Annotated in this window: 19 protein-coding genes and 1 riboswitch; of the genes, 8 read left to right on the top strand and 11 right to left on the bottom strand. The window is 40.7% G+C overall.

The genetic code is table 11. The features are described from left to right. Positions 1-7: 7 nt before the first annotated feature. The gene (glnA, locus tag DK924_RS16285) at positions 8-1,414 is read right to left on the bottom strand and encodes a glutamate--ammonia ligase (RefSeq protein WP_010392004.1); all 1,407 of its coding nucleotides are present in this window, start codon (positions 1,412-1,414) and stop codon (positions 8-10) included. Positions 1,415-1,922: 508 nt separating this feature from the next. On the opposite strand from glnA, the gene typA reads away from it, so the two are divergent. Together typA and DK924_RS16295 are read left to right on the top strand one after the other, a co-directional pair. Further along, positions 1,923-3,746, top strand: a complete 1,824-nt coding sequence (gene typA / locus DK924_RS16290) for a translational GTPase TypA (protein ID WP_109875676.1) — start codon at positions 1,923-1,925, stop codon at positions 3,744-3,746. A gap of 390 nt (positions 3,747-4,136) precedes the next feature. Continuing rightward, positions 4,137-4,391: a hypothetical protein gene (locus DK924_RS16295; RefSeq protein WP_235575580.1), complete on the top strand. Its 255-nt coding sequence runs from the start codon at positions 4,137-4,139 to the stop codon at positions 4,389-4,391. 72 nt (positions 4,392-4,463) lie between these two features. Here the strand turns inward: DK924_RS16295 and DK924_RS16300 are convergent, their stop codons facing one another. The 4 genes from DK924_RS16300 to DK924_RS16315 all read right to left on the bottom strand — a co-directional run bounded on the left by DK924_RS16300 (position 4,464) and on the right by DK924_RS16315 (position 7,650). Beyond that, on the bottom strand, positions 4,464-5,192 hold the full coding sequence (locus DK924_RS16300; protein WP_109875677.1) for a CBM9 family sugar-binding protein: 729 nt from the start codon (positions 5,190-5,192) through the stop codon (positions 4,464-4,466). A gap of 77 nt (positions 5,193-5,269) precedes the next feature. Next, on the bottom strand, positions 5,270-5,695 hold the full coding sequence (locus tag DK924_RS16305) for a BLUF domain-containing protein (RefSeq protein WP_010392015.1): 426 nt from the start codon (positions 5,693-5,695) through the stop codon (positions 5,270-5,272). Between the two features lie 73 nt (positions 5,696-5,768). Continuing rightward, a complete protein-coding gene (locus DK924_RS16310) occupies positions 5,769-6,860 on the bottom strand; it encodes an MBL fold metallo-hydrolase (protein WP_075170849.1) in 1,092 nt (363 codons plus the stop codon). 133 nt (positions 6,861-6,993) lie between these two features. Then, positions 6,994-7,650 (bottom strand): DUF2959 domain-containing protein, encoded by a 657-nt coding sequence (locus DK924_RS16315; RefSeq protein WP_109875678.1) that lies wholly within the window; start codon positions 7,648-7,650, stop codon positions 6,994-6,996. A gap of 86 nt (positions 7,651-7,736) precedes the next feature. Between DK924_RS16315 and DK924_RS16320 the strand changes: the two genes are divergently transcribed. Together DK924_RS16320 and dtd are read left to right on the top strand one after the other, a co-directional pair. Further along, complete coding sequence (locus tag DK924_RS16320; RefSeq protein ID WP_055012490.1) at positions 7,737-8,618, top strand: virulence factor BrkB family protein; 882 nt, start codon at positions 7,737-7,739, stop codon at positions 8,616-8,618. Next, complete coding sequence (gene dtd, locus DK924_RS16325; RefSeq protein WP_010392023.1) at positions 8,619-9,056, top strand: D-aminoacyl-tRNA deacylase; 438 nt, start codon at positions 8,619-8,621, stop codon at positions 9,054-9,056. Here the strand turns inward: dtd and DK924_RS16330 are convergent. Next, positions 9,053-9,799, bottom strand: coding sequence for a spermidine synthase (locus DK924_RS16330; protein WP_109875679.1), 747 nt, complete (start codon positions 9,797-9,799; stop codon positions 9,053-9,055). The genes dtd and DK924_RS16330 overlap by 4 nt on opposite strands. A 123-nt stretch (positions 9,800-9,922) precedes the next feature. Here DK924_RS16330 and DK924_RS16335 point away from each other — a divergent pair, with 123 nt between their 5' ends. Next, positions 9,923-10,816 (top strand): bifunctional GNAT family N-acetyltransferase/hotdog fold thioesterase, encoded by an 894-nt coding sequence (locus DK924_RS16335; protein WP_109875680.1) that lies wholly within the window; start codon positions 9,923-9,925, stop codon positions 10,814-10,816. Positions 10,817-10,870: 54 nt separating this feature from the next. Here the strand turns inward: DK924_RS16335 and DK924_RS16340 are convergent, their stop codons facing one another. From DK924_RS16340 to dapA, 5 genes are all read right to left on the bottom strand, one after another. Next, entirely contained in the window at positions 10,871-11,902 is a 1,032-nt protein-coding gene (locus DK924_RS16340) for a phospholipase A (RefSeq protein WP_109875681.1), read from the bottom strand. Positions 11,903-12,085: 183 nt separating this feature from the next. Then, positions 12,086-13,207, bottom strand: coding sequence for a succinylglutamate desuccinylase/aspartoacylase family protein (locus DK924_RS16345; RefSeq protein ID WP_109875682.1), 1,122 nt, complete (start codon positions 13,205-13,207; stop codon positions 12,086-12,088). 5 nt (positions 13,208-13,212) lie between these two features. Beyond that, complete coding sequence (locus DK924_RS16350; RefSeq protein WP_109875683.1) at positions 13,213-14,418, bottom strand: PLP-dependent decarboxylase; 1,206 nt, start codon at positions 14,416-14,418, stop codon at positions 13,213-13,215. Continuing rightward, the gene (locus DK924_RS16355) at positions 14,418-15,158 is read right to left on the bottom strand and encodes a 2,3,4,5-tetrahydropyridine-2,6-dicarboxylate N-succinyltransferase (protein WP_109875684.1); all 741 of its coding nucleotides are present in this window, start codon (positions 15,156-15,158) and stop codon (positions 14,418-14,420) included. Before DK924_RS16355 ends, DK924_RS16350 begins: the two co-directional genes overlap by 1 nt. Before the next feature lie 15 nt (positions 15,159-15,173). After that, positions 15,174-16,058, bottom strand: coding sequence for a 4-hydroxy-tetrahydrodipicolinate synthase (gene dapA, locus DK924_RS16360; RefSeq protein WP_010392038.1), 885 nt, complete (start codon positions 16,056-16,058; stop codon positions 15,174-15,176). 127 nt (positions 16,059-16,185) lie between these two features. Beyond that, positions 16,186-16,365: riboswitch (Lysine riboswitch) on the bottom strand. 187 nt (positions 16,366-16,552) lie between these two features. Here dapA and DK924_RS16365 point away from each other — a divergent pair. From DK924_RS16365 to DK924_RS16375, 3 genes are all read left to right on the top strand, one after another. Continuing rightward, a complete protein-coding gene (locus DK924_RS16365) occupies positions 16,553-17,251 on the top strand; it encodes a DNA-3-methyladenine glycosylase I (RefSeq protein ID WP_109875685.1) in 699 nt (232 codons plus the stop codon). An 8-nt stretch (positions 17,252-17,259) separates the two neighbouring features. Beyond that, complete coding sequence (locus DK924_RS16370; RefSeq protein WP_109875686.1) at positions 17,260-18,669, top strand: YdiU family protein; 1,410 nt, start codon at positions 17,260-17,262, stop codon at positions 18,667-18,669. A gap of 322 nt (positions 18,670-18,991) precedes the next feature. Beyond that, entirely contained in the window at positions 18,992-20,056 is a 1,065-nt protein-coding gene (locus DK924_RS16375) for an OmpA family protein (RefSeq protein ID WP_010392045.1), read from the top strand. The last annotated feature ends 202 nt before the right edge of the window (positions 20,057-20,258 follow it).

A 20,258-nucleotide genomic window follows, 5' to 3' on the forward strand; every position in this document is an offset into this window, starting at 1 on the left:
TAATAAATTAACAGCTGTAGTACATTTCAAACTCAACTGGGTGAGTTGTCATGTTAAGTTTTTCAACTTCTTTTGACTTAAGTGCAATGTAAGCATCAATTAGGTCATTAGTGAATACGCCACCTTGGTTTAAGAACTCACGGTCTGCATCTAATGCCGCTAGTGCTTCATCTAATGAGGCTGCCACTGTTGGAATTTCTGCTGCTTCTTCAGCTGGTAAGTCGTATAAATCCTTATCCATAGCATCGCCAGGGTGAATTTTGTTTTTAATTCCGTCAAGGCCAGCCATAAGCATTGCTGAGAATGCAAGATATGGGTTAGCAGTTGGATCTGGGAAGCGCACTTCAATACGACGACCTTTTGCAGATGGAACCACTGGAATACGAATTGATGCTGAACGGTTACGTGCAGAGTATGCAAGCATTACCGGTGCTTCAAAGCCAGGTACTAAACGTTTGTACGAGTTAGTTGACGCGTTAGCAAAAGCGTTGATTGCTTTAGCATGTTTGATGATACCACCAATGTAGTAAAGCGCGTCTTCAGAAAGACCGCCGTACTTATCACCTGCGAATAAGTTTACGCCGTCTTTAGCTAAAGACTGGTGACAGTGCATACCTGAACCGTTATCGCCAACAACAGGCTTAGGCATAAAGGTTGCTGTCTTTCCGTATAAATGAGCCATGTTGTGAATAACATATTTCATTTCTTGGATTTCGTCTGCTTTTAAAACCATAGTGTTAAAGCGAGTTGCGATTTCATTCTGACCGGCAGTCGCCACTTCGTGGTGATGTGCTTCAACAACTTGGCCTAGCTCTTCAAGAACTAAACAAGTTGCAGAACGCCAATCTTGGAAATCATCAACAGGTGCAACCGGGAAGTAACCGCCTTTAACACCTGGACGGTGGCCTGTGTTGCCATCTGCATATTCTTTATCTGAGTTCCAAGCTGCTTGCTTAGAATCAATTTTATACATTGAGCCTGACATGTCAGACTTGTATTTAACATCGTCAAATACGAAAAACTCTGGCTCAGGACCAAATAAAACTGTGTCAGCAATACCAGTAGAGCGCATGTACTCTTCAGCGCGTTTAGCTACTGAGCGCGGGTCGCGCTCATAACCTTGTAATGTAGAAGGCTCAACCACGTCACAACGAACGATTAGCGTTGTTTCTTCCGTGAAAGGGTCAAGCTTAATTGAATCTGCGTCAGGTAATAACACCATGTCTGATTCATTAATGCCTTTCCAGCCAGCAATTGAAGAACCGTCGAACATTTTTCCATCTTCAAAAAAGTCTTCATCAACTTGATGATGAGGAATAGAAACATGCTGCTCTTTACCTTTTGTGTCAGTAAAGCGTAAATCAATGAACTTAACGTCATTTTCTTTAATAAAATCTAAAACCGATTGTGACATGTGTCCTCCAACTATTGGGTTTTATTATTGCTGCTTAGATACTTTAAATACTAACAAGCTGATTTTATGCCAATATTATAATCTATTGTTTTTTATGTAAAAATATATAAACAACATAAAGGTGATATAGATTAAGCACTATTTTGGTGCGTAATAATTCCAAAAAGGTGCAACATTTACAGAGTCATAATTGCTTGCAAATTAATCACCTTAGACTAACACAAAGAAAATGCAAAATACGCAGTAAAGTCGCTTTAAATTAACTCAAAACCACCTTTTGAGATAAATTTATAAAAATTAATCATCAAAATTAATTATTTTAAAACAAAGGGTTAATTATTTTATTGCGAAAGTTTGAAATTTTATTTTGGATAAACTTTCATCCATTCCATTTATAGGGGATAATATGCGCCCTTTTAAATCCTATGCTGGGACATCTCGTGAAAGCGCAGGTGAGTACGTATAGCCCCCTGCAGGATCAATGAGATCAATTTCTCTGAGTGAACATATGAGTATCGAAAAGTTAAGAAATATAGCAATTATCGCCCACGTTGACCACGGTAAAACAACACTGGTTGATAAACTACTTGAGCAATCAGGTACATTAGAAACACGCGGCGGTAATGAAGAGCGCGTGATGGATTCAAACGACATTGAAAAAGAACGTGGTATTACCATTTTAGCGAAAAACACCGCTATATCTTGGAATGATTACCATATCAATATCGTAGATACTCCTGGACACGCCGACTTCGGTGGTGAAGTTGAACGCGTACTTTCGATGGCTGACTCAGTACTACTACTTGTTGACGCTCAAGAAGGCCCAATGCCACAAACGCGTTTCGTAACGCAAAAGGCATTCGCGCAAGGCTTAAAGCCAATCGTTGTTATCAATAAAATTGATAAGCCAGGTGCTCGCCCTGATTGGGTTATGGATCAAATCTTTGATTTATTCGACAACCTAGGCGCAACTGATGAGCAGTTAGATTTTAAAGTAATCTACGCATCAGCAATCAATGGTTGGGCTACATTAGATTTAGACGAAGCATCAGATAACATGGAACCTATGTTCAAGATGATCGTTGACGAAGTATCACCACCGGATGCAGATCCTGAAGGTGACTTCCAAATGCAGATTTCACAGCTTGATTACAACTCTTATAAGGGTGTAATTGGTATTGGTCGTATTAAACGTGGTTCTGTTGCACCTAACCAACAAGTTACGGTTATCAGTGCAGACGGCACAACTCGTAACGGTAAGATTGGTTCAGTACAAAGCTACTTAGGCCTTGAACGTATTGACACTGATAAAGCTTACGCTGGTAACATCGTAACAGTAACAGGTTTAGGCGAGCTTAAGATTTCAGATACGCTTTGTTGTCCAAACAACGTTGAAGCATTGCCACCACTAAGTGTTGATGAGCCAACAGTAACAATGACGTTCTCTGTAAACAACTCTCCTTTCTGTGGTAAAGAAGGTAAGTTTGTAACATCACGTAATATTCGTGAGCGTTTAGACAAAGAATTAGTACACAACGTAGCACTTCGTGTTGCAGATACAGATAACCCAGATAGCTTCCGTGTATCGGGTCGTGGTGAATTACACCTAGGTATCTTAATCGAGAACATGCGTCGTGAAGGTTACGAGCTTGCTGTATCTCGTCCAGAAGTAATCTTACGTACTGTTGATGGTGTGTTAGAAGAACCGTATGAAACACTAACAATTGACTGTGAAGAAGAGCATCAAGGTTCTATCATGGAGCAAATTGGTCTTCGTAAAGGTGAGCTAACTGACATGGCACCAGATGGTAAAGGCCGTATGCGTATGGACTTTATGATCCCAAGCCGTGGCTTAATCGGTTTCCAAACTGAGTTCATGACATTAACGTCGGGTTCTGGTTTACTTTACCATACATTCGATCACTACGGTCCGCACAAAGGTGGCGAGCTAGGTGTTCGTAAGAATGGTGTAATGATTGCAAACGCAACAGGTAAAGCACTTACTAACGCATTATTTAACTTACAAGAGCGCGGCCGTTTATTTATCGGTCACGGTGTTGAAGTTTATGAAGGTATGGTTATTGGTATTCATAGCCGTGATAACGACCTTACAGTTAACGCACTTAAAGGTAAGCAACTTACAAACGTTCGTGCATCTGGTACAGATGAAGCACAAACACTAACACCAGCACTTAACTATTCACTTGAGCAAGCGCTTGAGTTTATTGCTGATGATGAGTTAGTAGAAGTAACACCTGAGAACATTCGTATTCGTAAGCGTCATTTAACTGAAAATGAGCGTAAACGTGCGGGTCGTGCTCCTAAGTCATAATCTATTAATTTAGAATAATGATTTTAAAAGCCGCTGTATTGCAAAATACAGCGGCTTTTTTGTTTTTAAAGTAAGAGAAGCTTTAGCTTTTATGTAGTCAGGATAAACAAGATAAAACAAACTAGATAAAGTTAGCTCCAAAAATATCAGGCAATTATTTCTCTTTGAAAAGAGTGCGCTTTTTTACCGCTTAGTAACTAGCTCACTTAAAAAATAGTAATAACTATAAATAATACTCAGTATGTTCAGGTTAATATTGGTGTCCACAGATTGAACAATCCGATCTAATACAATTACTTACACTATCTTGTAGAGCAAGTTGTTAAAGTAATAATGTTTTTTAAACTCATACAAATTAAGGGAATAATGTTGGTTAAAGTAATACTTATTGTGATAACTGTACTTTTATCTGGTTGTACTTCGTCACAAGCCATGAGCTCTGGGTGTGATTTTGTTACAGGGGCTGCGAACAGTAATGAACGTCATAAGCCTGCTGGTGATCTTAATAGTAATAAAAAAAATCAAAAAGTAAACGTGATTAATGGGCTTTTGAATATGTTAATTGGCCCAATCGGTCGCTCTCTCAATGATGATGAATGCAGTAGTAAAGAGCAAGAGTATGTATACCCAAATAACAGCTTATAAAATAGACGTTTTGCTTTTTAATGTTTCCGTTATGTTGGGTTTCGCTTTGCTCAACCCAACCTATGGTTTCAATTATCTTATTGGTAGTAAAGTGATTTTTCCAAACACATCAGCATCTATATAGCCAAGGTTGCGACTGCCGTTAACAGGCTGTACTTCATGTGAACCCATAAAGTGCTCACGAACTTTACTGCCGTCGTTATCGCAATATGCGAGCATAAAGCCAATAACTTGTTTTTCAGTTAATTTAAGCGGAGTGTTTTGTACGCCTTCTTGGAAATCGTTTGGGTAGAGTTTTATCGCCACTTCCCACGTGATGTTATAGGGCGCAGTGGTATTGCGTTTCCAGTTACTAACTAAGTGGTCGGTATATAAATGCGCTTTTTTATCAGGCCCATAATCGGCAGCTTGGTTATCAAGGCCAATATGATAAGCAAATGCTGTATGGTTAAATTGGTGATTACCGCCAGATGCGTCACTATCTATAAACACTTCTAAGGCATCATCGTCCCAGTATTTATCCGTTGGATCTGGGTGAGTATCAATAAGCACATCATCACTAATGTTTGCTTGTAAATACAAGTAGTTTTCATCCCACAAAAGACGATAGCGACCTTTAAAATCCTTGTCTGAGTCTGGTAGGGTGCCGTCCATTAAGTATGGCATATTATGCCAAGTGGCTTTGTCCCATGCACTTTCAGAAACCCCATCAATAGTAATAGCTGTTGGTGTATGACTAACGTCAATAGCCATGATTGGCTGGGTAAAAAGTAAGCTAAAAGCGAGTAGTGTTTTTTTCATTAATCATCTCATCAATTAAGGATGATTTAGCTTGGCTTAAATAGCAATCAAAAACAATCTCGTAGTCTATTTTTATACTAACTGATTGTGCCTGCTATGCTGTCTTTTAATGCGAGCATTAATAAATGCGCACTTTCTCCAGACATTTTAAAAGGATTAAAATCAATGGAGCCTGAAAACTTGAGATTCAGTGATTCGGTTAGCTTAGATTGCGGTACATAGCCCATTGACCATTTTTCAAACTCTCTTTCAGGAATTTGGGTATAGTTGAGCATAATTACATTGTGGTGACGTTTATCGTTTAATATTTGTTGGTAGGTATTATTTACAGCCGTTCTAGAGCCTTCCAGGCATTGTAAAAAGTAATCATTACTAAAACATAACATGCCGGTGACGTTTGTTTTTACATTATAGGTTCGAGCGCTTTGTAAAATATTTTCTATATCTTTAGGCCCAAAACCACTACTAATTTTGCTGGCGTAAATAAGTCGTACAAGAAACATAAAACCTCCTCACTGTTTAGTTAATTAAACATAGTTCAGCAGAGAAGTTATTACTAATTTTGTAAATGACTGATTAAAGTTTAATACTCTCACCTTCATTTAAAATATGCAGGGGTATTTTCGAGTCCATCTTTTTGTGCATATACAATAAACGCAGTAAAGCTGAATGACTCGTGCGATCGCCCATTTTCCATGATGAGTTACCGTATCCCCAAGGTATCATTACTTTACAGTTTAGCTCTTGTGCTGCTGTTAGAGCGTCTTCTGGGGTTGTATGAACGTAACGATACCATTTAGGGTTATCTTCGCTATAGTAAGACGCTATCGGCATTAAGCACACATCAATATCGCCATATTTTTTCTGTATATCGCTGAAGTGTTTTGAGTAGCCAGTGTCGCCTGCAAAAAATAAGGTGCTGCCATTTTGTTCAAGTAGCCAGCCATTCCATAGGTCTTTATCGTTGTCTTCATAAATAAAGGGTACTAAAACACGGCTGCTAAAGTGATGAGCAGGCAAGGCATGGATAGCTAAATCGCCAATATTTGTTTTTGCATACCACGCCATTTCACTAATATTAAACCCGCCTGTAGGGAAGTTGTCGGCCATGCCTAGTGGTGTTAAGTAGCGGGGTTTATTACCGATCTCTTCTATATCTGCTTTATTAAAGTGATCGTAATGAATATGCGAGTACATCACAGCGTCTAAGTTTTTCAGTTCACTATCTGTGAGCCAATCGCCGGGCTGTCGGTAAAACCCAGAGGCTAGTCTAAATGCTAAATCTACAGGTGAGTCAAACTGCTCTTTTACAGGATCAAGTAACACTTGCTGTCCGTTAGGCGTGCGGATCATAAACCCAGCATGCCCCAGCCAGCGTAAGCTAAAGCCTGTATTTAAATTCATAGGCTGTTGCTCACCAATAAATTGGCAGTTTTCGCTGTCTTTTTCGCATTGTAATTTAGGGCTAGTTGGGTAGCAGTTGCTTTTACAGGTAGTCGGGTAAGTTTTTTTACCCGGGTAGAGATTATGAAACCGTCCTTCTCGCTCGCCATTTTGATGTAGCGGGGTAATGGTTTGCTCCCCTGCAATAACTTCAACATGGTTAGCTGTTTGGCAGGCGCTTAGCATTGTGCATGCAAGTATTAGGGTAATGGCTTTGAACTTCATTTTACTGTTCTAATTATTATTATTTTGTAAAAGTATAACAACAACAGCTGATTATCGAAGAGCTTAAAGGTAACAAAAAGTAACAATAAAAAAGCCTACAATTTAGTAGGCTTAGTAAACGAGTTTATAGTAATTAGCCTGTGGTATTCATTTGCTCAATAAATTTATTTGAGTCTTCAATCGACTTATTCATGTCATTCATGAGTAACTGAATATCACGCTTTAAGTTAGTAAACTCGCCTTTTATAGCGGCTACCGCTTGTGCGTTTAAGTTATGTTTTAAGTAAAGCACGTTATCTTGTAAAGACGATAATACTGGCTCCATTTTGCTCTCAGCGCTGCGCATTGAGCGAAGTAATTGGCTAAACTGGCGCTGAGTTGCAGCTAGTTTTTTACTGCTTTGACGCTTAAGTGAGGCGCTTTTGTATTGCTCTAGCTCATCGCTCCACTCATCAAACAAGGCATCGGCAACATCTTCTACTTTATTTATGTTATTTGATACTTCGTTTGCCGCCGCTAAGCTCGACTCGTAATCGTCATTAAGTTGATTGTAAGCATCTTGCAACTCACCGCCATCGAAATTAATTAAGGTAGTTAGGCGCTCGAGTGCTGATTGAAATTCTTCTTGCGACTCTTGTTGTGAGTCTTTTGTTTCTTCAACGCGGTCAATAAGAATGTCACGTTTATGTACGCCTACTTTTTCCATTGCCGAATAATAAGCCGACTGACAACCTGAAAGCATCAGCATTAACGAGAGTATGGCTGTCCCTAATAATGTTTGTTTTTTCATCTGAATTCCTATTTACGAGTGTTAATGCTGTAAATTATGGCCTTGATTGTTATTATAATCAAAAGCCCACCAACAAAGTTAATTGTATGAATGATAAGCTCTCCCATTATAAACAGCAAGTTAAGGTGTTTCTAAAACAGCAACCAGGCTGGTGGATGCAATATTTCAATCGCTGTATAGACGATCAAATAACCATTAATGCAGGGTATTTAGCATACGTTACCTTGTTGTCGTTGGTTCCGTTGATAGCGGTGGGTGTGGCAATCTTCTCTGCTTTTCCAGGGTTTGAATCGACCCGTTTAGCCATTGAAAGTTTTTTATTTACTAACTTTGTGCCGACTTCTTCCGATGTTATTAAAGAACATATTAGCTCGTTTGCTGGTAATGCTAATCAAATGACGGCGGTAGGTATTGGCTTTTTGGCAGCCATTGCCTTGCTACTTATTCGTAATGTAGATGCCACACTAAACCGTATTTGGCGAGTAAAGAAAAAACGCCCAATGATGATATCCTTTGCTGTGTATTGGATGGTACTGAGCTTGGGACCTGTACTACTGGGTGCGAGTATTGGTGTCACCTCTTATATTGTGTCACTAGTGTCGTTTGCTGATCAGGGGATCCCTGGGTTTAGTGGTTTTTTATTAAAACTACTCCCTTATGCTATTTCTATGGCAGGTTTTATCATGCTGTATACCTTAGTGCCGAATACGCGAGTTTCATTTAGGGCTGCTATTCCAGGTGCACTGTTTGCTGCAATGTTATTTGAGTTAACCAAAAAAGGCTTTGCTTTGTACATTAGCCATTTTCCATCATACGAAGTGATTTATGGTGCGGTAGCAACCATTCCTATTTTGTTTGTATGGGTATACTTGTCGTGGGTAGTAGTGCTACTAGGTGCTGAATTTACTGTGTGTATTAACATGCAACATTACAATAAAAAAGAGCAACGAGCAGAGGATAGTGAATAAATGCAAGGACTAATTCAACGGGTAACACACGCCAACGTAGCAATAGAAAAACAGATTGTTGGTGAAATAAAACAAGGTATTGTATTACTGCTTGGTGTTGAAAAAGAAGATGATGAGCGTGTTGCTGATAAACTATTACACAAGGTCAGTAATTATCGAATTTTTAGTGATGAAAATGATAAAATGAACCTCAGTCTCAAAGATATACAAGGCGAACTATTAGTCATATCGCAATTTACACTTGCAGCTAATACCAAAAAAGGCATGCGTCCTAGTTTTTCATCGGCAGCCACACCAGACCAAGCGCAAGCATTATATAATTACTTTGTTGAGCAGGCTAAATTACTCGGTATAAAGGTAGCGACCGGTGTATTTGCAGCCGATATGCAGGTTAGTTTATGTAACGACGGTCCGGTTACCTTTAACTTAACCGCTTAAAGTGTTTTTTCAACAACCACAATGTGATTCACAAATCCGGTGATCTTTTTAATACTAACGGCTTCCCCAAACACGCGCTTAAGCACAAGTTGTAGCTGTGTAAGTTGGGAGGCATGTTGCGATAAAAAGTTAATAAATAAGATGCCCCGCTGAGCAAGCGCCTCATAAATTGTTTGATAAAAACATTGATCAAATAAGAACCTAGGGGCATCGAGTTCACTAAATAAATCTAAAATAATCCAATCTATATTCACCACTGACTTCAAAACTGTTTGTGCGTCTTCACAATAAATTTGGCCCTTTTCATTAAGGGCAAAAAAATCTTGGTAACAGTCAATTATATGAGGGTTTTTTTCTACTGAAGTTAGCTGCGCTTGAGGGTACTGTTTTAATAAGTAGTTACGTATAGCACCACCACCTAAACCGAGCTCAAGTATTTTTTTAGGCGCTGGTCGTTGCTGCCAAACCGTTGCTAAATAGGCAAGGTGAGGAAACAGTAATACTTGTGGACTCCGGGTTAAAATAACTGATTGCAAGGTGTTGTTAATAAGTAGCCAGCGCAGCTGTTGATGCTCTCGAACTTGTATATTTATGCCATGTTGATTATGCCAATAAAGTAACTGGCCTAGCGATGAACTATGCTCAATAAAGTGCCTGCTTATCAGGCCACTGCTACCATGGATATATTTATTCATGGTATTGAGCATAAACCAGCAGGGGTAAAGCGCAATCGATTTTGTCATTAATTTTTTACAGTCATTTATAGGAAACCAAAGTCGTATTTGCAGTTTTACCCAGATCGAGTATGGTGTTTTTCACAAAATGCACAGCGTAATATTTTTACATTTTTAATTTATGGAGTCTGTATGTTTCAAGTGAGCACCCCTCAAAGTAGTGAAGACTGGCAAGCCTATTATCAATTACGCTGGCAAGTTTTACGTGCACCATGGGGCGAACCTCGTGGTTCTGAGCAAGACGATTTAGAGCAAGAAGCTGAACACCGCTTTATTAAAAATAAAGCAGGTGAAGTATTGGGTGTGGCGCGTTTGCACTTTAATAATCAGCAACAAGCTCAAGTACGTTATATGGCGGTTGCAGAGGGTAACCGTAATCAACATATTGGTAGCCGCTTATTACATGAGCTAGAAAAAATAGCGTGGAATCAAGATGCTGATGAATTAGTGCTGTTTGCTCGCGAACGTGCTCTGGAATTTTATCAGCGCCATGGCTACGAAAATAAAGAAAAAGCGCATTTAGCCTATGGTGATGTTCAACATTATAAAATGGTTAAGCTCAAGCCGAGTGAGCCAGGTTGGTTTCGTCACCCTAATTGGACTCAAGTACTGCAAAATACATGGCGTGAATCAATCCCTATTAGTGATGCAATGGGGATAAAAGTAGAAAGCTACACTGATTGGCAATTTACTACTCGTGCAGATTTAAATGCTAACTTAAACTTACACAATACCATGTTTGCAGGCTCTATTTACAGCCTAGCTACACTAACGGGTTGGGGAGCAACGTACTTAGCATTAAAAGAAGCCGGACTTGAGGGTAATATAGTGTTAGCCGATGCTAATATTAAATATTTAAAACCACTGAATACCGACCCTAAAGGCTGTGTTGATATTCAAACCTGTAAAGGTAACTTAATAGAGTTACAAGAGGCGGGTAAGGCGAGCTATTTAGTGCCAGTAACCATTTTTGATGGTGATCAAGTAGTTGCTCAGTTTGAAGGGCGGTTTGTGGTTAAAAAGTAATAAGAATAAACGAAAAAGCCAAGCGAGTTGCTTGGCTTTTTTTATTAGCGGTTATTACAGTAAATCAGTCAGTAATATACCGATACCAAAGCGTTCAATATCGGCGTTATAGTCTATTAAACTCTCACCATAGCCATTAAAGTACTGCGCATAGCCGCGTACTCTTCCCCATAGAGGGAATGACCAATCAAGCTGAATTGCCCCGCGGTTATCTGAATTTAAATTATTACGAGTCATAAAACTAAATTCATGATCGTGAAAGCGATACGCGCCACCAAATTCAAAGTAACCCATGTATTTATAGATATCAGGGTTATCGTCACCTCGTGCATCTAACGGCGCAGGCTTTTCATTTTCAGGAATGCGATACCAAGGTTTAAAGCTAAATACAAAGCCGTCATTTTCCCAAATGAAATCGGCATATATACGGTTCCAAGAACGCGAGTTTGGTTGACTACGGCCATTTGATTGGTGCGAAATACCAATGGCTATTGCCATTTCATCGCCCCATAAAACGTTTTCAGGGTCTAAGTAATTAATCCAGAAAATTTCTGGTTCGTAATTAGTCTCACGAAAAGGAGATGAAATATCGTCGTTATATACTTGCCAGTATGACTGCAGAGTAAAGCCAAAAAATATAGCTTGGTCTGAGTCGGCAAACTCATCATACAAAGGTACTTTAATTGATAACTGATATTTAGCTTCTAGGTTATCGAGAGGGTCGCCATCTTTTTTATCGGTTAATTCTGCAAGTCCATCAAACGGGCGAGTGTTTGGGTTCGACATATAAGAAACCGGTAAAATATAATTACGTTTATGCGGCGTAATTACATTACGGTTTTTTTTGCCAACCGCTTCACGGGCTTGGCGTTTATCGATAGCTGTTAGCTGCTTGCTTTCTTCAACTGCAGAGCATTTTTCGCGCAATTGATCGAGGGTTTGCTTACCGTCTCCACCTATCACTTCATTTAATATACATTGTTTAACCAGCTCAAGTTCATTGTTTTGCTCGTTTTTTGCTGTTTCTTCAGCAATAACAGCAGTACTTAGTAATGTTGAGAGTAATATCCAGTGGCGCCAACTCATTATAATTCCTTTGTAAGTGAGGGAAGTAACAGATTTGTGGTGATTATAACGCATTTTTAACACGTATACGGTGAACTTGTCCTGAACTTTAATAAAGAAAAAGAAAAGCGACCTAAGTCGCTTTTACTGGATAACTAGCTAATAGCTCGCTAGTTAGACTCTCACGCAATGAGAAGGGGTGAGCTAGAGCTCAAAAACGTCTGTAAAAAACTTATAAAGTTCAGTGCCTTGGTTCACACTAGCTGAGGCAAAATGCAATATCGCAATCGCATCAAGATCAAAGCTTAATGTTTGCAGTGGTTGTTCGCTTAGGTAGCGTTCCATTCGCAGTATTTTAGCTATAGGTTCGCCCGCTTTAATGTGCCCACCAAGGGGGGCTAAGTATTCAACCATGCCACCCATAGGTGCATAGTAAGCAATATAATCATTTAGTTGGCAGCCATACCTTGTCATCACTTTTGGCTTGTAGGGCGCATCAACAAATACTTGCTTATGATTTAAATAACTTAAAATACTTTGAGCATCATCAAACGCCGCGCTTAAATCTATTTTTTCTTGGCTTCCCAGCTCTACCGTAAAGGCTTCAACTTGTACGTTAAAATTTCGGCCTTGCTGAGCAAGTTGCTCGCTAAGTTGCCACCATGGACAAAAGCTCGCTTCATCCATTGCGCCATCAAAGTCATTAGGGATCACTAGCACATGGGGAATATTAAAGTAACGGGCACTTTCTGTGGCATATTCAGGACAATATAAGTGCTGACTAGAAATAGGGCCAGTGTGTAAATCTAAAACAATATCAGCTTGATGCGCTAGTCTTTGTAAGTTTAGCGCTATGCGTTTACCCGTTGTTAAACGATAGTCTGGGCCATTAAGTTGCTGCTCAACATCATTAATTAACGCGGTTTTAAACGCTGTTTTTAGAGCTGTATCGTCAGCGTCGTAGTATTGCTTTGCAAACTGTGATGCAAGCTGATTATTACAGTGATACATACGATTCCAATTAGTCCCCGTAATAGGGTCGAATCGGCCAAGCGTAAATTCGCCCGATTTTTGATTACAGCCAATGGGGTTAGCGTAGGGAACTAAGGTAATATCACCTTTTAAATTAAGGTTTTTTAGCTGTTCAAGTAGCTGATAAATAACCGCGTTACCTTGCACTTCGGCGCCATGCATATTAGCTTGTATATACACACTTGGGCCTGTGCCATCGCCCTTTAAACGATAGACAGGAATGGTCAGTGGTAGGCCATTTGCCACTTCACCAACTACAATATTTTCCTGGCTTATAGCTGTGGTGTTATTCATTTTTATTACCTCAAGTAGTGGCTTGCATCTTCTGCTTGGCGAATACAGTTGATTTCGCCATGGTGTATAACATATTCACCGGCCAGTTCATGGCACAAAAAGTACGGCATACTTTCGGTAAAACCATAAGCACCGCATTGACTAAACACCAGCCAGTCATGTTCATTTAAATCGCCCGGCAATTGGTGCTCCCCTAAGCAATCCAGCGCGGTACATAATGGCCCATATAGGCTCATTGCTTGGTTTACTGCGTTTGAATCTCGTAATAAACGCGCAGGGAAATCTTGACTGGTGACCGCAGGGCGCAATAAGTGATTAATACCGCCGCTCATAATTACCTGCTGTTGGCCGTAGTTTAATTTGCGCTCAACCACCGGTGTGGCGTAGTGGCCGCATTCGCCTACAGCATAGCGACCTAGTTCCATCCACAGCTCTTTAACACCCGCATCGCGTTTAATCTTTGCAAGGGCTGCTATTAATGCATCCCAGCTTAAAGTCGGGTCATTAAGGGTGTAAGGAATACCTAAACCGCCACCTAAATCTAAAATATTCAGGTTTATATTTAAGTTATTAGCAAGGACTGTAAGTGGTGTAATCATTTGCGACCACAGATCTGCAAGTTTGTCGCTGCTGAGCATGTTACCCCACTGAAAAATATGTAGGCCATCAAAGCTCAATGCTGTGTAGTCTTTAGTATTTAGCGATTGCCATTCATCGCACCCTAAACCAAATGGAGTAAGGCTATCACCACCAAGTGGGTTTTTATCACCCTCGGGCCAGCGTAATTGAACACGCAGTAATACTTGCAACTGGCACTGCTGGGCATTGGCTTGTTCGTTTAACCAACGCACCTGATTAAGACTTTCTGCCACAAAGGTACGTACGTCACGTGCAATAAAATGTTTAATTTGTTTTGGGCTTTTAGCAGGGCCCGTGTTGAGCACGCGCTCGCTGTTAATTCCTTGGGCAAGTACTTGCTCAAGTTCGCCTTTACTTGCAACATCAAAGTTAAAACCAGCGTTATCTAAACTTTGTATCACTTTAGATAGGGGATTGGCTTTAACCGCATACCAAAGCTTTACTTCGGTTTGCGCCACTAAGTGCGCAAGGTGCGCATCTAGTGAGTCGAGGTCGTAGACAAAAAATGGAGTATCGAGTTTACTCGAAAGCTCATCAATAGCGCTTTTAACGGGCGTGCTCAAAAAGGTCATTAACGTAAAACCTCTTCAAGCAATAATGACGCGTCACTTTGCTCGTCCCGGTATTTAACAATTAAGGCACACGACATACTTAGGCCTTGAGCACGCGCCCAGTCGTTTGACGCAGGGCGAGAGCCTGGGATCACAATCGCGTATTCAGGGATTGCTTCGCCTTTATCAAGCTGACGCTCATTAACGCAGTCATAAACAGGGATGGTTGCAGATAAGCGAACACCAGGGGCAAGTACCGCGCCTTTTTTAACTACCACGCCTTCAACAATCACACAGCCTGCACCAATGAATGCATCGTCTTCTATGACCACAGGGCTTGCGCCAATGGGCTCAAGTACCCCGCCTAATTGTACCGCGGCGCTCAAGTGAACATTTTTACCCACTTGCGCACATGAGCCAACCAATGCGTGGCTATCTACCATAGTCCCCTCGTCAATAAAGGCGCCAATATTTACGTACGCAGGTGGCATAATAATAGTGCCTTTGGCAACATGTGCACCACGGCGCACACTTGAACCACCTGGCACCATGCGAACGCCTGCTGTGGCTTCAAAGCATTGCGGCGCTAGATTATGTTTATCTACAAAGCCACCAGGAAACTCCATGTTAGTGCCGTTTTTAAATGCCTCTAAAATGCCTTGCTTTACTTCTACGTTAGCGTGCCATTGGCCGTTTTCGTCTTGTGTTGCTGCGCGAACTGCGCCCGTTTCTAAATTATTTAATAGTTCTAACCAGCTCATTATAAAAACCTGTATTTAATGCCAAGATAAAATGGTGTTGTTTGCCGATGAAATGTCATCTGTGTGTGTCAGCTCAAGGTGTGTTAAAGGTGGACGTAAATGCGGACTGCTAATACGCCCTTGTAAATGCATTAACACTTTGACTGGAATAGGGTTTGCTACTGAAAATAAGCTATTGATAGCGCTAGACCACTGAACAAAAAGATTAGGGTGTTGGCCGCTTAAACTGCGCTTTACAAACTCATGGGTTTGCACTGGCCATGCATTGGCTGCAACCGACACTAAACCTTTTGCACCTGCTTGGGCAAAATAAGGCATGAGGGCATCGTCACCACTAAAAATGGCTAGTTCAGGCGCTGCTTGTCGATAGGCTTCAAATTGAGAAATACAGCCACTGGCTTCTTTGAGTGCCCATAAATTTTTATGTTGTTTGAGGTTTTCAATGGTTGCAATGGGAATGCTAACCGCACTACGTCCTGGTACGTTATAAAGCATACAAGGATGAGAACTGGCATTGAGCAGGCTTTCAAACCAATGCGTTTGCCCCACTGCACCGGGTTTGGCGTACAAAGGCGAGCCAAGTAAAAAACCATGAATAGGCAGTTGGTTGCAGTAGTTAACCCATTCAAGCTGCTGCTTTAAGTTACTACCACCGACTGCGACCATAAGCGGGACGCTCGGCTGTAATTGGCAAACATGTTCTACGATGGCTTGCTGCTCTTTTAGGGTCAGGGCTAACCCTTCGCCAGTGCTACCAAGTAATAAAATGCCGTTGTTAGCGGCTTCTTGTTCGGCCACCAAGGTGTCTAAGGTTGCGTAATCAACTAGGCCATTTTGATCAAATGGGGTGATCAGCGCAGTCCATAAATGGAAATTGTTAATATTGAAGTTGTTGATCATCTCTCACGAACTTATAGGGCATTCGTCGAGTTATTGGCGGGTATTTAGGGTGCCTGACTCTTTGAATGTATTTATAATTCGAAGAGCGAATGGGCTTAAATAATAGGGCGCACGGCCTTATTATACTAAGACCAGAAGCTCTCCACCAAATATGTTATTGGTGACAGTCGCTAGGATTCAACCTAGTCGCCCGAAGTAACCTTTCACAAAAAAGTGTTACCTCTCGGCGTTAATTCCCCTCACGTATGCTCAATGGAGTTTGCGCTCCTAACATACGCTACCTGAATAACGCACCTCTTCCAGCCCTTTGCACTTGCTATTGAAAAATCAATTAGCAAATACAATGTAATAGGGTAAGTGTGGCGATTAAACCACTTTAGCCGTCTAGGTGTCAAGTGACTAAATACAGAATAGTTCATCGATAATAGCAACGGTTACGTATTGGCTGCTTTTCTCGTAAACTAGTTTCATGGTCGAAGTAAGGTATTAAGTAGATGGAAAAATTTAGCGATATTTATAAGCGTGCAGTGGAGCGAAAGGGCTCTGAAAAAATGCTTAAATTGTTACTCGCAAAACCTTTATCAACAAAGCAACTCGTCACATTAAGTGATGATGATTGGCTAGAAGAATTTACTCGGAAGGTTTTTCAAAGTGGCTTTTATTGGTCGGTGATCAACAGTAAGTGGGCCGGATTTAGAGAGGTTTTTTGGGACTTTAGTGTTGAAAAGCTATTGATGATGCCACCAGACATGTTAGAACAAAAAGCCAGTGACGAACGAATTGTGCGCAATTATAAAAAAGTAAAAACCATTACTGATAATGCGTATATGATCCATGAAGTTGCAGAGCAGCACGGCAGTTTTAGTCAGTTTATTGCTAACTGGCCAAGTGAAGATATTATTGGTTTGTGGGCGTATTTAAAAAAACATGGTGCAAGGCTGGGTGGTAATACTGGTCCTTATGCACTGCGTGCCTTGGGGAAAGATACTTTTTTACTTTCAAGAGATGTAGAAAGCTATTTGCGTGCCCATAAAATTATAGATGGCGGATTACAAACTAAAAAGTCACTAAGTGCGACGCAGGCATTCTTTAATGAACTGCAGCAGCAAAGCGGCTTAAGCATGCAAGAGCTAAGCTTAATTGTCGCTTATGGTGTAGGCGACAATCGCGTAGGTATCAGCCAAAAACAATAGGATTAAACATGAAATTAGTGCCAAGGTATACCGACATTGGTGAGGGGTTTGCAATTAGCGATCATCCAGCCAAGGTGACAGCGCCACGGTTATTGTTATGGAATGAGCCCTTAGCCGAACAATTTAATATACAAGTGAATGCAGATTCTCGAGCAAATATATTCAGTGGAAATGAACCTCAAGCAGTTTCTGCAGTTGCATTAGGGTATTCGGGTCATCAGTTTGGTCATTTTTCTCCACGCTTAGGAGACGGCCGAGCGCATTTACTTGGCGCGATCAGTGATGATAAAAACCAGCTTTGGGATTTGCAATTAAAAGGCGCTGGCGCTACGCCATTCTCGCGTGGTGGAGATGGGCGCTGTGCATTAGGACCTGCTATTCGTGAGTACGTAATGAGCGAAGCAATGCATGCGCTTGGCATTCCTACTACGCGTTGTTTAGCCGTGGTTGGTAGTGGTGAAACTGTTTATCGTAACCCGCCGCAACCTGGCGCTATTGTAACGCGACTCGCGAGTAGTCATATTCGAGTTGGCTCGTTTCAATATTTAGCTACCCAAGGCGATTTGACCAGTCTAAAAAACTTAGCCGATTTAGCCATTCAAAGACATTACCCTGAAATTAACAGCACTGGCGCCCAGCGATACTTGGATTTTCTAGCCGCAGTGATAACCAATCAAGTTAACTTAGTCGTAAGTTGGATGAGGGTGGGGTTTATTCATGGGGTAATGAATACCGACAACACCTTAATTAGTGGTGAAACCATAGATTACGGTCCATGTGCCATGATGAACCAGTTTGATTTTGATACCGTGTTTAGCTCTATTGATAAGCAAGGGCGTTACGCATTTGGTAATCAGCCAAACATGGCGAGTTGGAACTGTGCTCGCTTAGCAGAGAGTCTAATGGCACTAATAAGTGACGACGATGAGCAAGCCGTAGCAATGCTGACACCTATCATTGCAGACTTTTCGACCCAATTTAATCAGCAATTTAGCGCTATGTGGGCACAAAAGTTAGGGCTAACAATAGCTGATGATAAAGATAATGAGCTGGTGGGGGAGTTACTAGGGCTATTAAAAGAACACCAGCTTGATTATACCAATACTTTTAATGCACTCACTGAGTCGTTAAATGGGCAAGCTGAAATACCATCAGCACTTACCTCTTGGGCACAGCAATGGCAAACACGAACTAATGAGCACAGCTATCAAGTGATGCGACAAGCCAATCCGAGCGTGATCCCACGTAACCATATTATTGAAGATATTATTACTCAGTACACTACGCATGGGGATAGTGAGCTACTCAGTCGTTTTAGCAAAGTGATGTCGAGCCCTTACACAAGCCATGCGCAGGCCACTGAGTTTCAAACGCCGCCCGAAGATGATAAGAATTATCGTACTTTTTGCGGTACTTAAGTATGGTTTATTGCATTTTAAAATGAATATAAAAGGTCATTTTTTACCCCTGCGATGTTCATTCATAGAGCAAACTATGAACGAATGATACCATAACATCCATAAAGGCTAGTGATCGTATGGGGTTTAAAGCGATTGTTTGCTTTTTGAGCTAGTCTTTGTTCAGTAACATTTTTTATGGGCTAGTTTTATTATCCTAAGATATTGAAAAAATATATTTGCGTTAAGTATTGATTAACAAAGGCTCAGTTACTGTATAGGTAAGTTAGAAGAGCTAGCAATGCTTAGCTACATTTTTAGTTGTTAAAATGGGAAGAAAACAATGAAATTAAAATCACTTACAATTGCCATAGCGTTAGCTGCAACTAGCGCATCTACTTTTGCTGCCGAACAAGAAGGTTTTTACATTGGTGCGTTCGGTGATTACTACGATGCTTCGTGGAAAAACATGCGTGAGCAGGCTGGCCTTGACGTTAATGAGTCAACAGGTTGGGGTGCTGAATTAGGTTACCGCTTTAATGATTACTGGAGCGCACGTTTAGAATACGCAGACCTAGATTTTAATGCACATGACAAAGTACTTAACAACCGCAACGATATTGACGGCGAACGTTACGGTATCGATGCGCTTTACCACTTTGGCGGCGGCCCTTTTTACGGTTTATTCGGTCTGAAAGACATTGATGTTGTTGATGACAACACGTTTGTAAATGCAGGTGTAGGTTACCGACACTTTGTTACAGACAACTTCTTTGTAAATGCTGAAACCAGTGTTTACCAAGGTTTAGACAAAGGCTACACAGATGTTGGCGCAAAATTAGGTATTAACTACTTTTTCGGCCAAAAATCAGCGCCAGTAGCACCAGTTGAGCCTGCACCACAACCAGAGCCAGAAATTGTTCCAGTGCCGGTAACACTTGCTGATACTGATAAAGATAGCATTCCTGATGTAGATGACAAATGTGCTAACACACCGATGACAGATGCGGTTGATAGTGATGGTTGTACACTTTATGAAGATACTGAAGTAACAGTAAGCTTGTTAGTAACATTCCCTAACAATGACTCGTCAGTTTCACAGCAGTACTTAAATGATATTGACGAAGTAGCGTCTTTCTTAAAAGAGTACCCAGATACAACTGTACTTCTTGAAGGTCATACGTCTGCAGTAGGTAAAGCGTCTTACAATAAATGGTTATCTAAAAAACGTGCTGATGCAGTAGCTAAAAAGCTAATTGCTGATGGTATTGCAGAAGATCGCATTACAACAGCTGGCTTAGGCGAAGAACGCCTTAAAAATGAAGCGAATACGGCACAAGCACACGCTGAAAACCGTCGTGTTGAAGCACACGTAAAATCTATTAAACGTGTAAAAGTACTACGTTAATAGTTTCTAATTAAGTAAAAACCCAGCTTATGCTGGGTTTTTTTATGGCTGTTAATAAGTATTCATGAAAGTTGATTTTATGAAATTCACTATTCATATTATTAATAATCGATATAACTAGTTGCCCAAGTGGATGGATTTTAATCTATGTATAAAAGCTTTATAATCGAGCGTTAGAATACTATAAGTATTGGGTTATAGT

This window comes from Pseudoalteromonas sp. meg-B1, assembly GCF_003173795.1.
In the GTDB taxonomy this organism is placed as follows: Bacteria; Pseudomonadota; Gammaproteobacteria; order Enterobacterales; family Alteromonadaceae; genus Pseudoalteromonas; species Pseudoalteromonas undina.

What these genes read in the sequence shown, in the direction of transcription:
- DK924_RS16300 (WP_109875677.1), bottom strand. Translation starts at nt 5,192, where the DNA reads ATGAAAAAAACACTACTCGCTTTTAGCTTACTTTTTACCCAGCCAATC.
- dtd (WP_010392023.1), top strand. Translation starts at nt 8,619, where the DNA reads ATGCAAGGACTAATTCAACGGGTAACACACGCCAACGTAGCAATAGAA.
- DK924_RS16305 (WP_010392015.1), bottom strand. Translation starts at nt 5,695, where the DNA reads ATGTTTCTTGTACGACTTATTTACGCCAGCAAAATTAGTAGTGGTTTT.
- dapA (WP_010392038.1), bottom strand. Translation starts at nt 16,058, where the DNA reads ATGATCAACAACTTCAATATTAACAATTTCCATTTATGGACTGCGCTG.
- DK924_RS16375 (WP_010392045.1), top strand. Translation starts at nt 18,992, where the DNA reads ATGAAATTAAAATCACTTACAATTGCCATAGCGTTAGCTGCAACTAGC.
- DK924_RS16370 (WP_109875686.1), top strand. Translation starts at nt 17,260, where the DNA reads ATGAAATTAGTGCCAAGGTATACCGACATTGGTGAGGGGTTTGCAATT.
- DK924_RS16340 (WP_109875681.1), bottom strand. Translation starts at nt 11,902, where the DNA reads ATGAGTTGGCGCCACTGGATATTACTCTCAACATTACTAAGTACTGCT.
- DK924_RS16365 (WP_109875685.1), top strand. Translation starts at nt 16,553, where the DNA reads ATGGAAAAATTTAGCGATATTTATAAGCGTGCAGTGGAGCGAAAGGGC.
- glnA (WP_010392004.1), bottom strand. Translation starts at nt 1,414, where the DNA reads ATGTCACAATCGGTTTTAGATTTTATTAAAGAAAATGACGTTAAGTTC.
- DK924_RS16315 (WP_109875678.1), bottom strand. Translation starts at nt 7,650, where the DNA reads ATGAAAAAACAAACATTATTAGGGACAGCCATACTCTCGTTAATGCTG.
- DK924_RS16345 (WP_109875682.1), bottom strand. Translation starts at nt 13,207, where the DNA reads ATGAATAACACCACAGCTATAAGCCAGGAAAATATTGTAGTTGGTGAA.
- typA (WP_109875676.1), top strand. Translation starts at nt 1,923, where the DNA reads ATGAGTATCGAAAAGTTAAGAAATATAGCAATTATCGCCCACGTTGAC.
- DK924_RS16320 (WP_055012490.1), top strand. Translation starts at nt 7,737, where the DNA reads ATGAATGATAAGCTCTCCCATTATAAACAGCAAGTTAAGGTGTTTCTA.
- DK924_RS16335 (WP_109875680.1), top strand. Translation starts at nt 9,923, where the DNA reads ATGTTTCAAGTGAGCACCCCTCAAAGTAGTGAAGACTGGCAAGCCTAT.
- DK924_RS16330 (WP_109875679.1), bottom strand. Translation starts at nt 9,799, where the DNA reads ATGACAAAATCGATTGCGCTTTACCCCTGCTGGTTTATGCTCAATACC.
- DK924_RS16355 (WP_109875684.1), bottom strand. Translation starts at nt 15,158, where the DNA reads ATGAGCTGGTTAGAACTATTAAATAATTTAGAAACGGGCGCAGTTCGC.
- DK924_RS16350 (WP_109875683.1), bottom strand. Translation starts at nt 14,418, where the DNA reads ATGACCTTTTTGAGCACGCCCGTTAAAAGCGCTATTGATGAGCTTTCG.
- DK924_RS16310 (WP_075170849.1), bottom strand. Translation starts at nt 6,860, where the DNA reads ATGAAGTTCAAAGCCATTACCCTAATACTTGCATGCACAATGCTAAGC.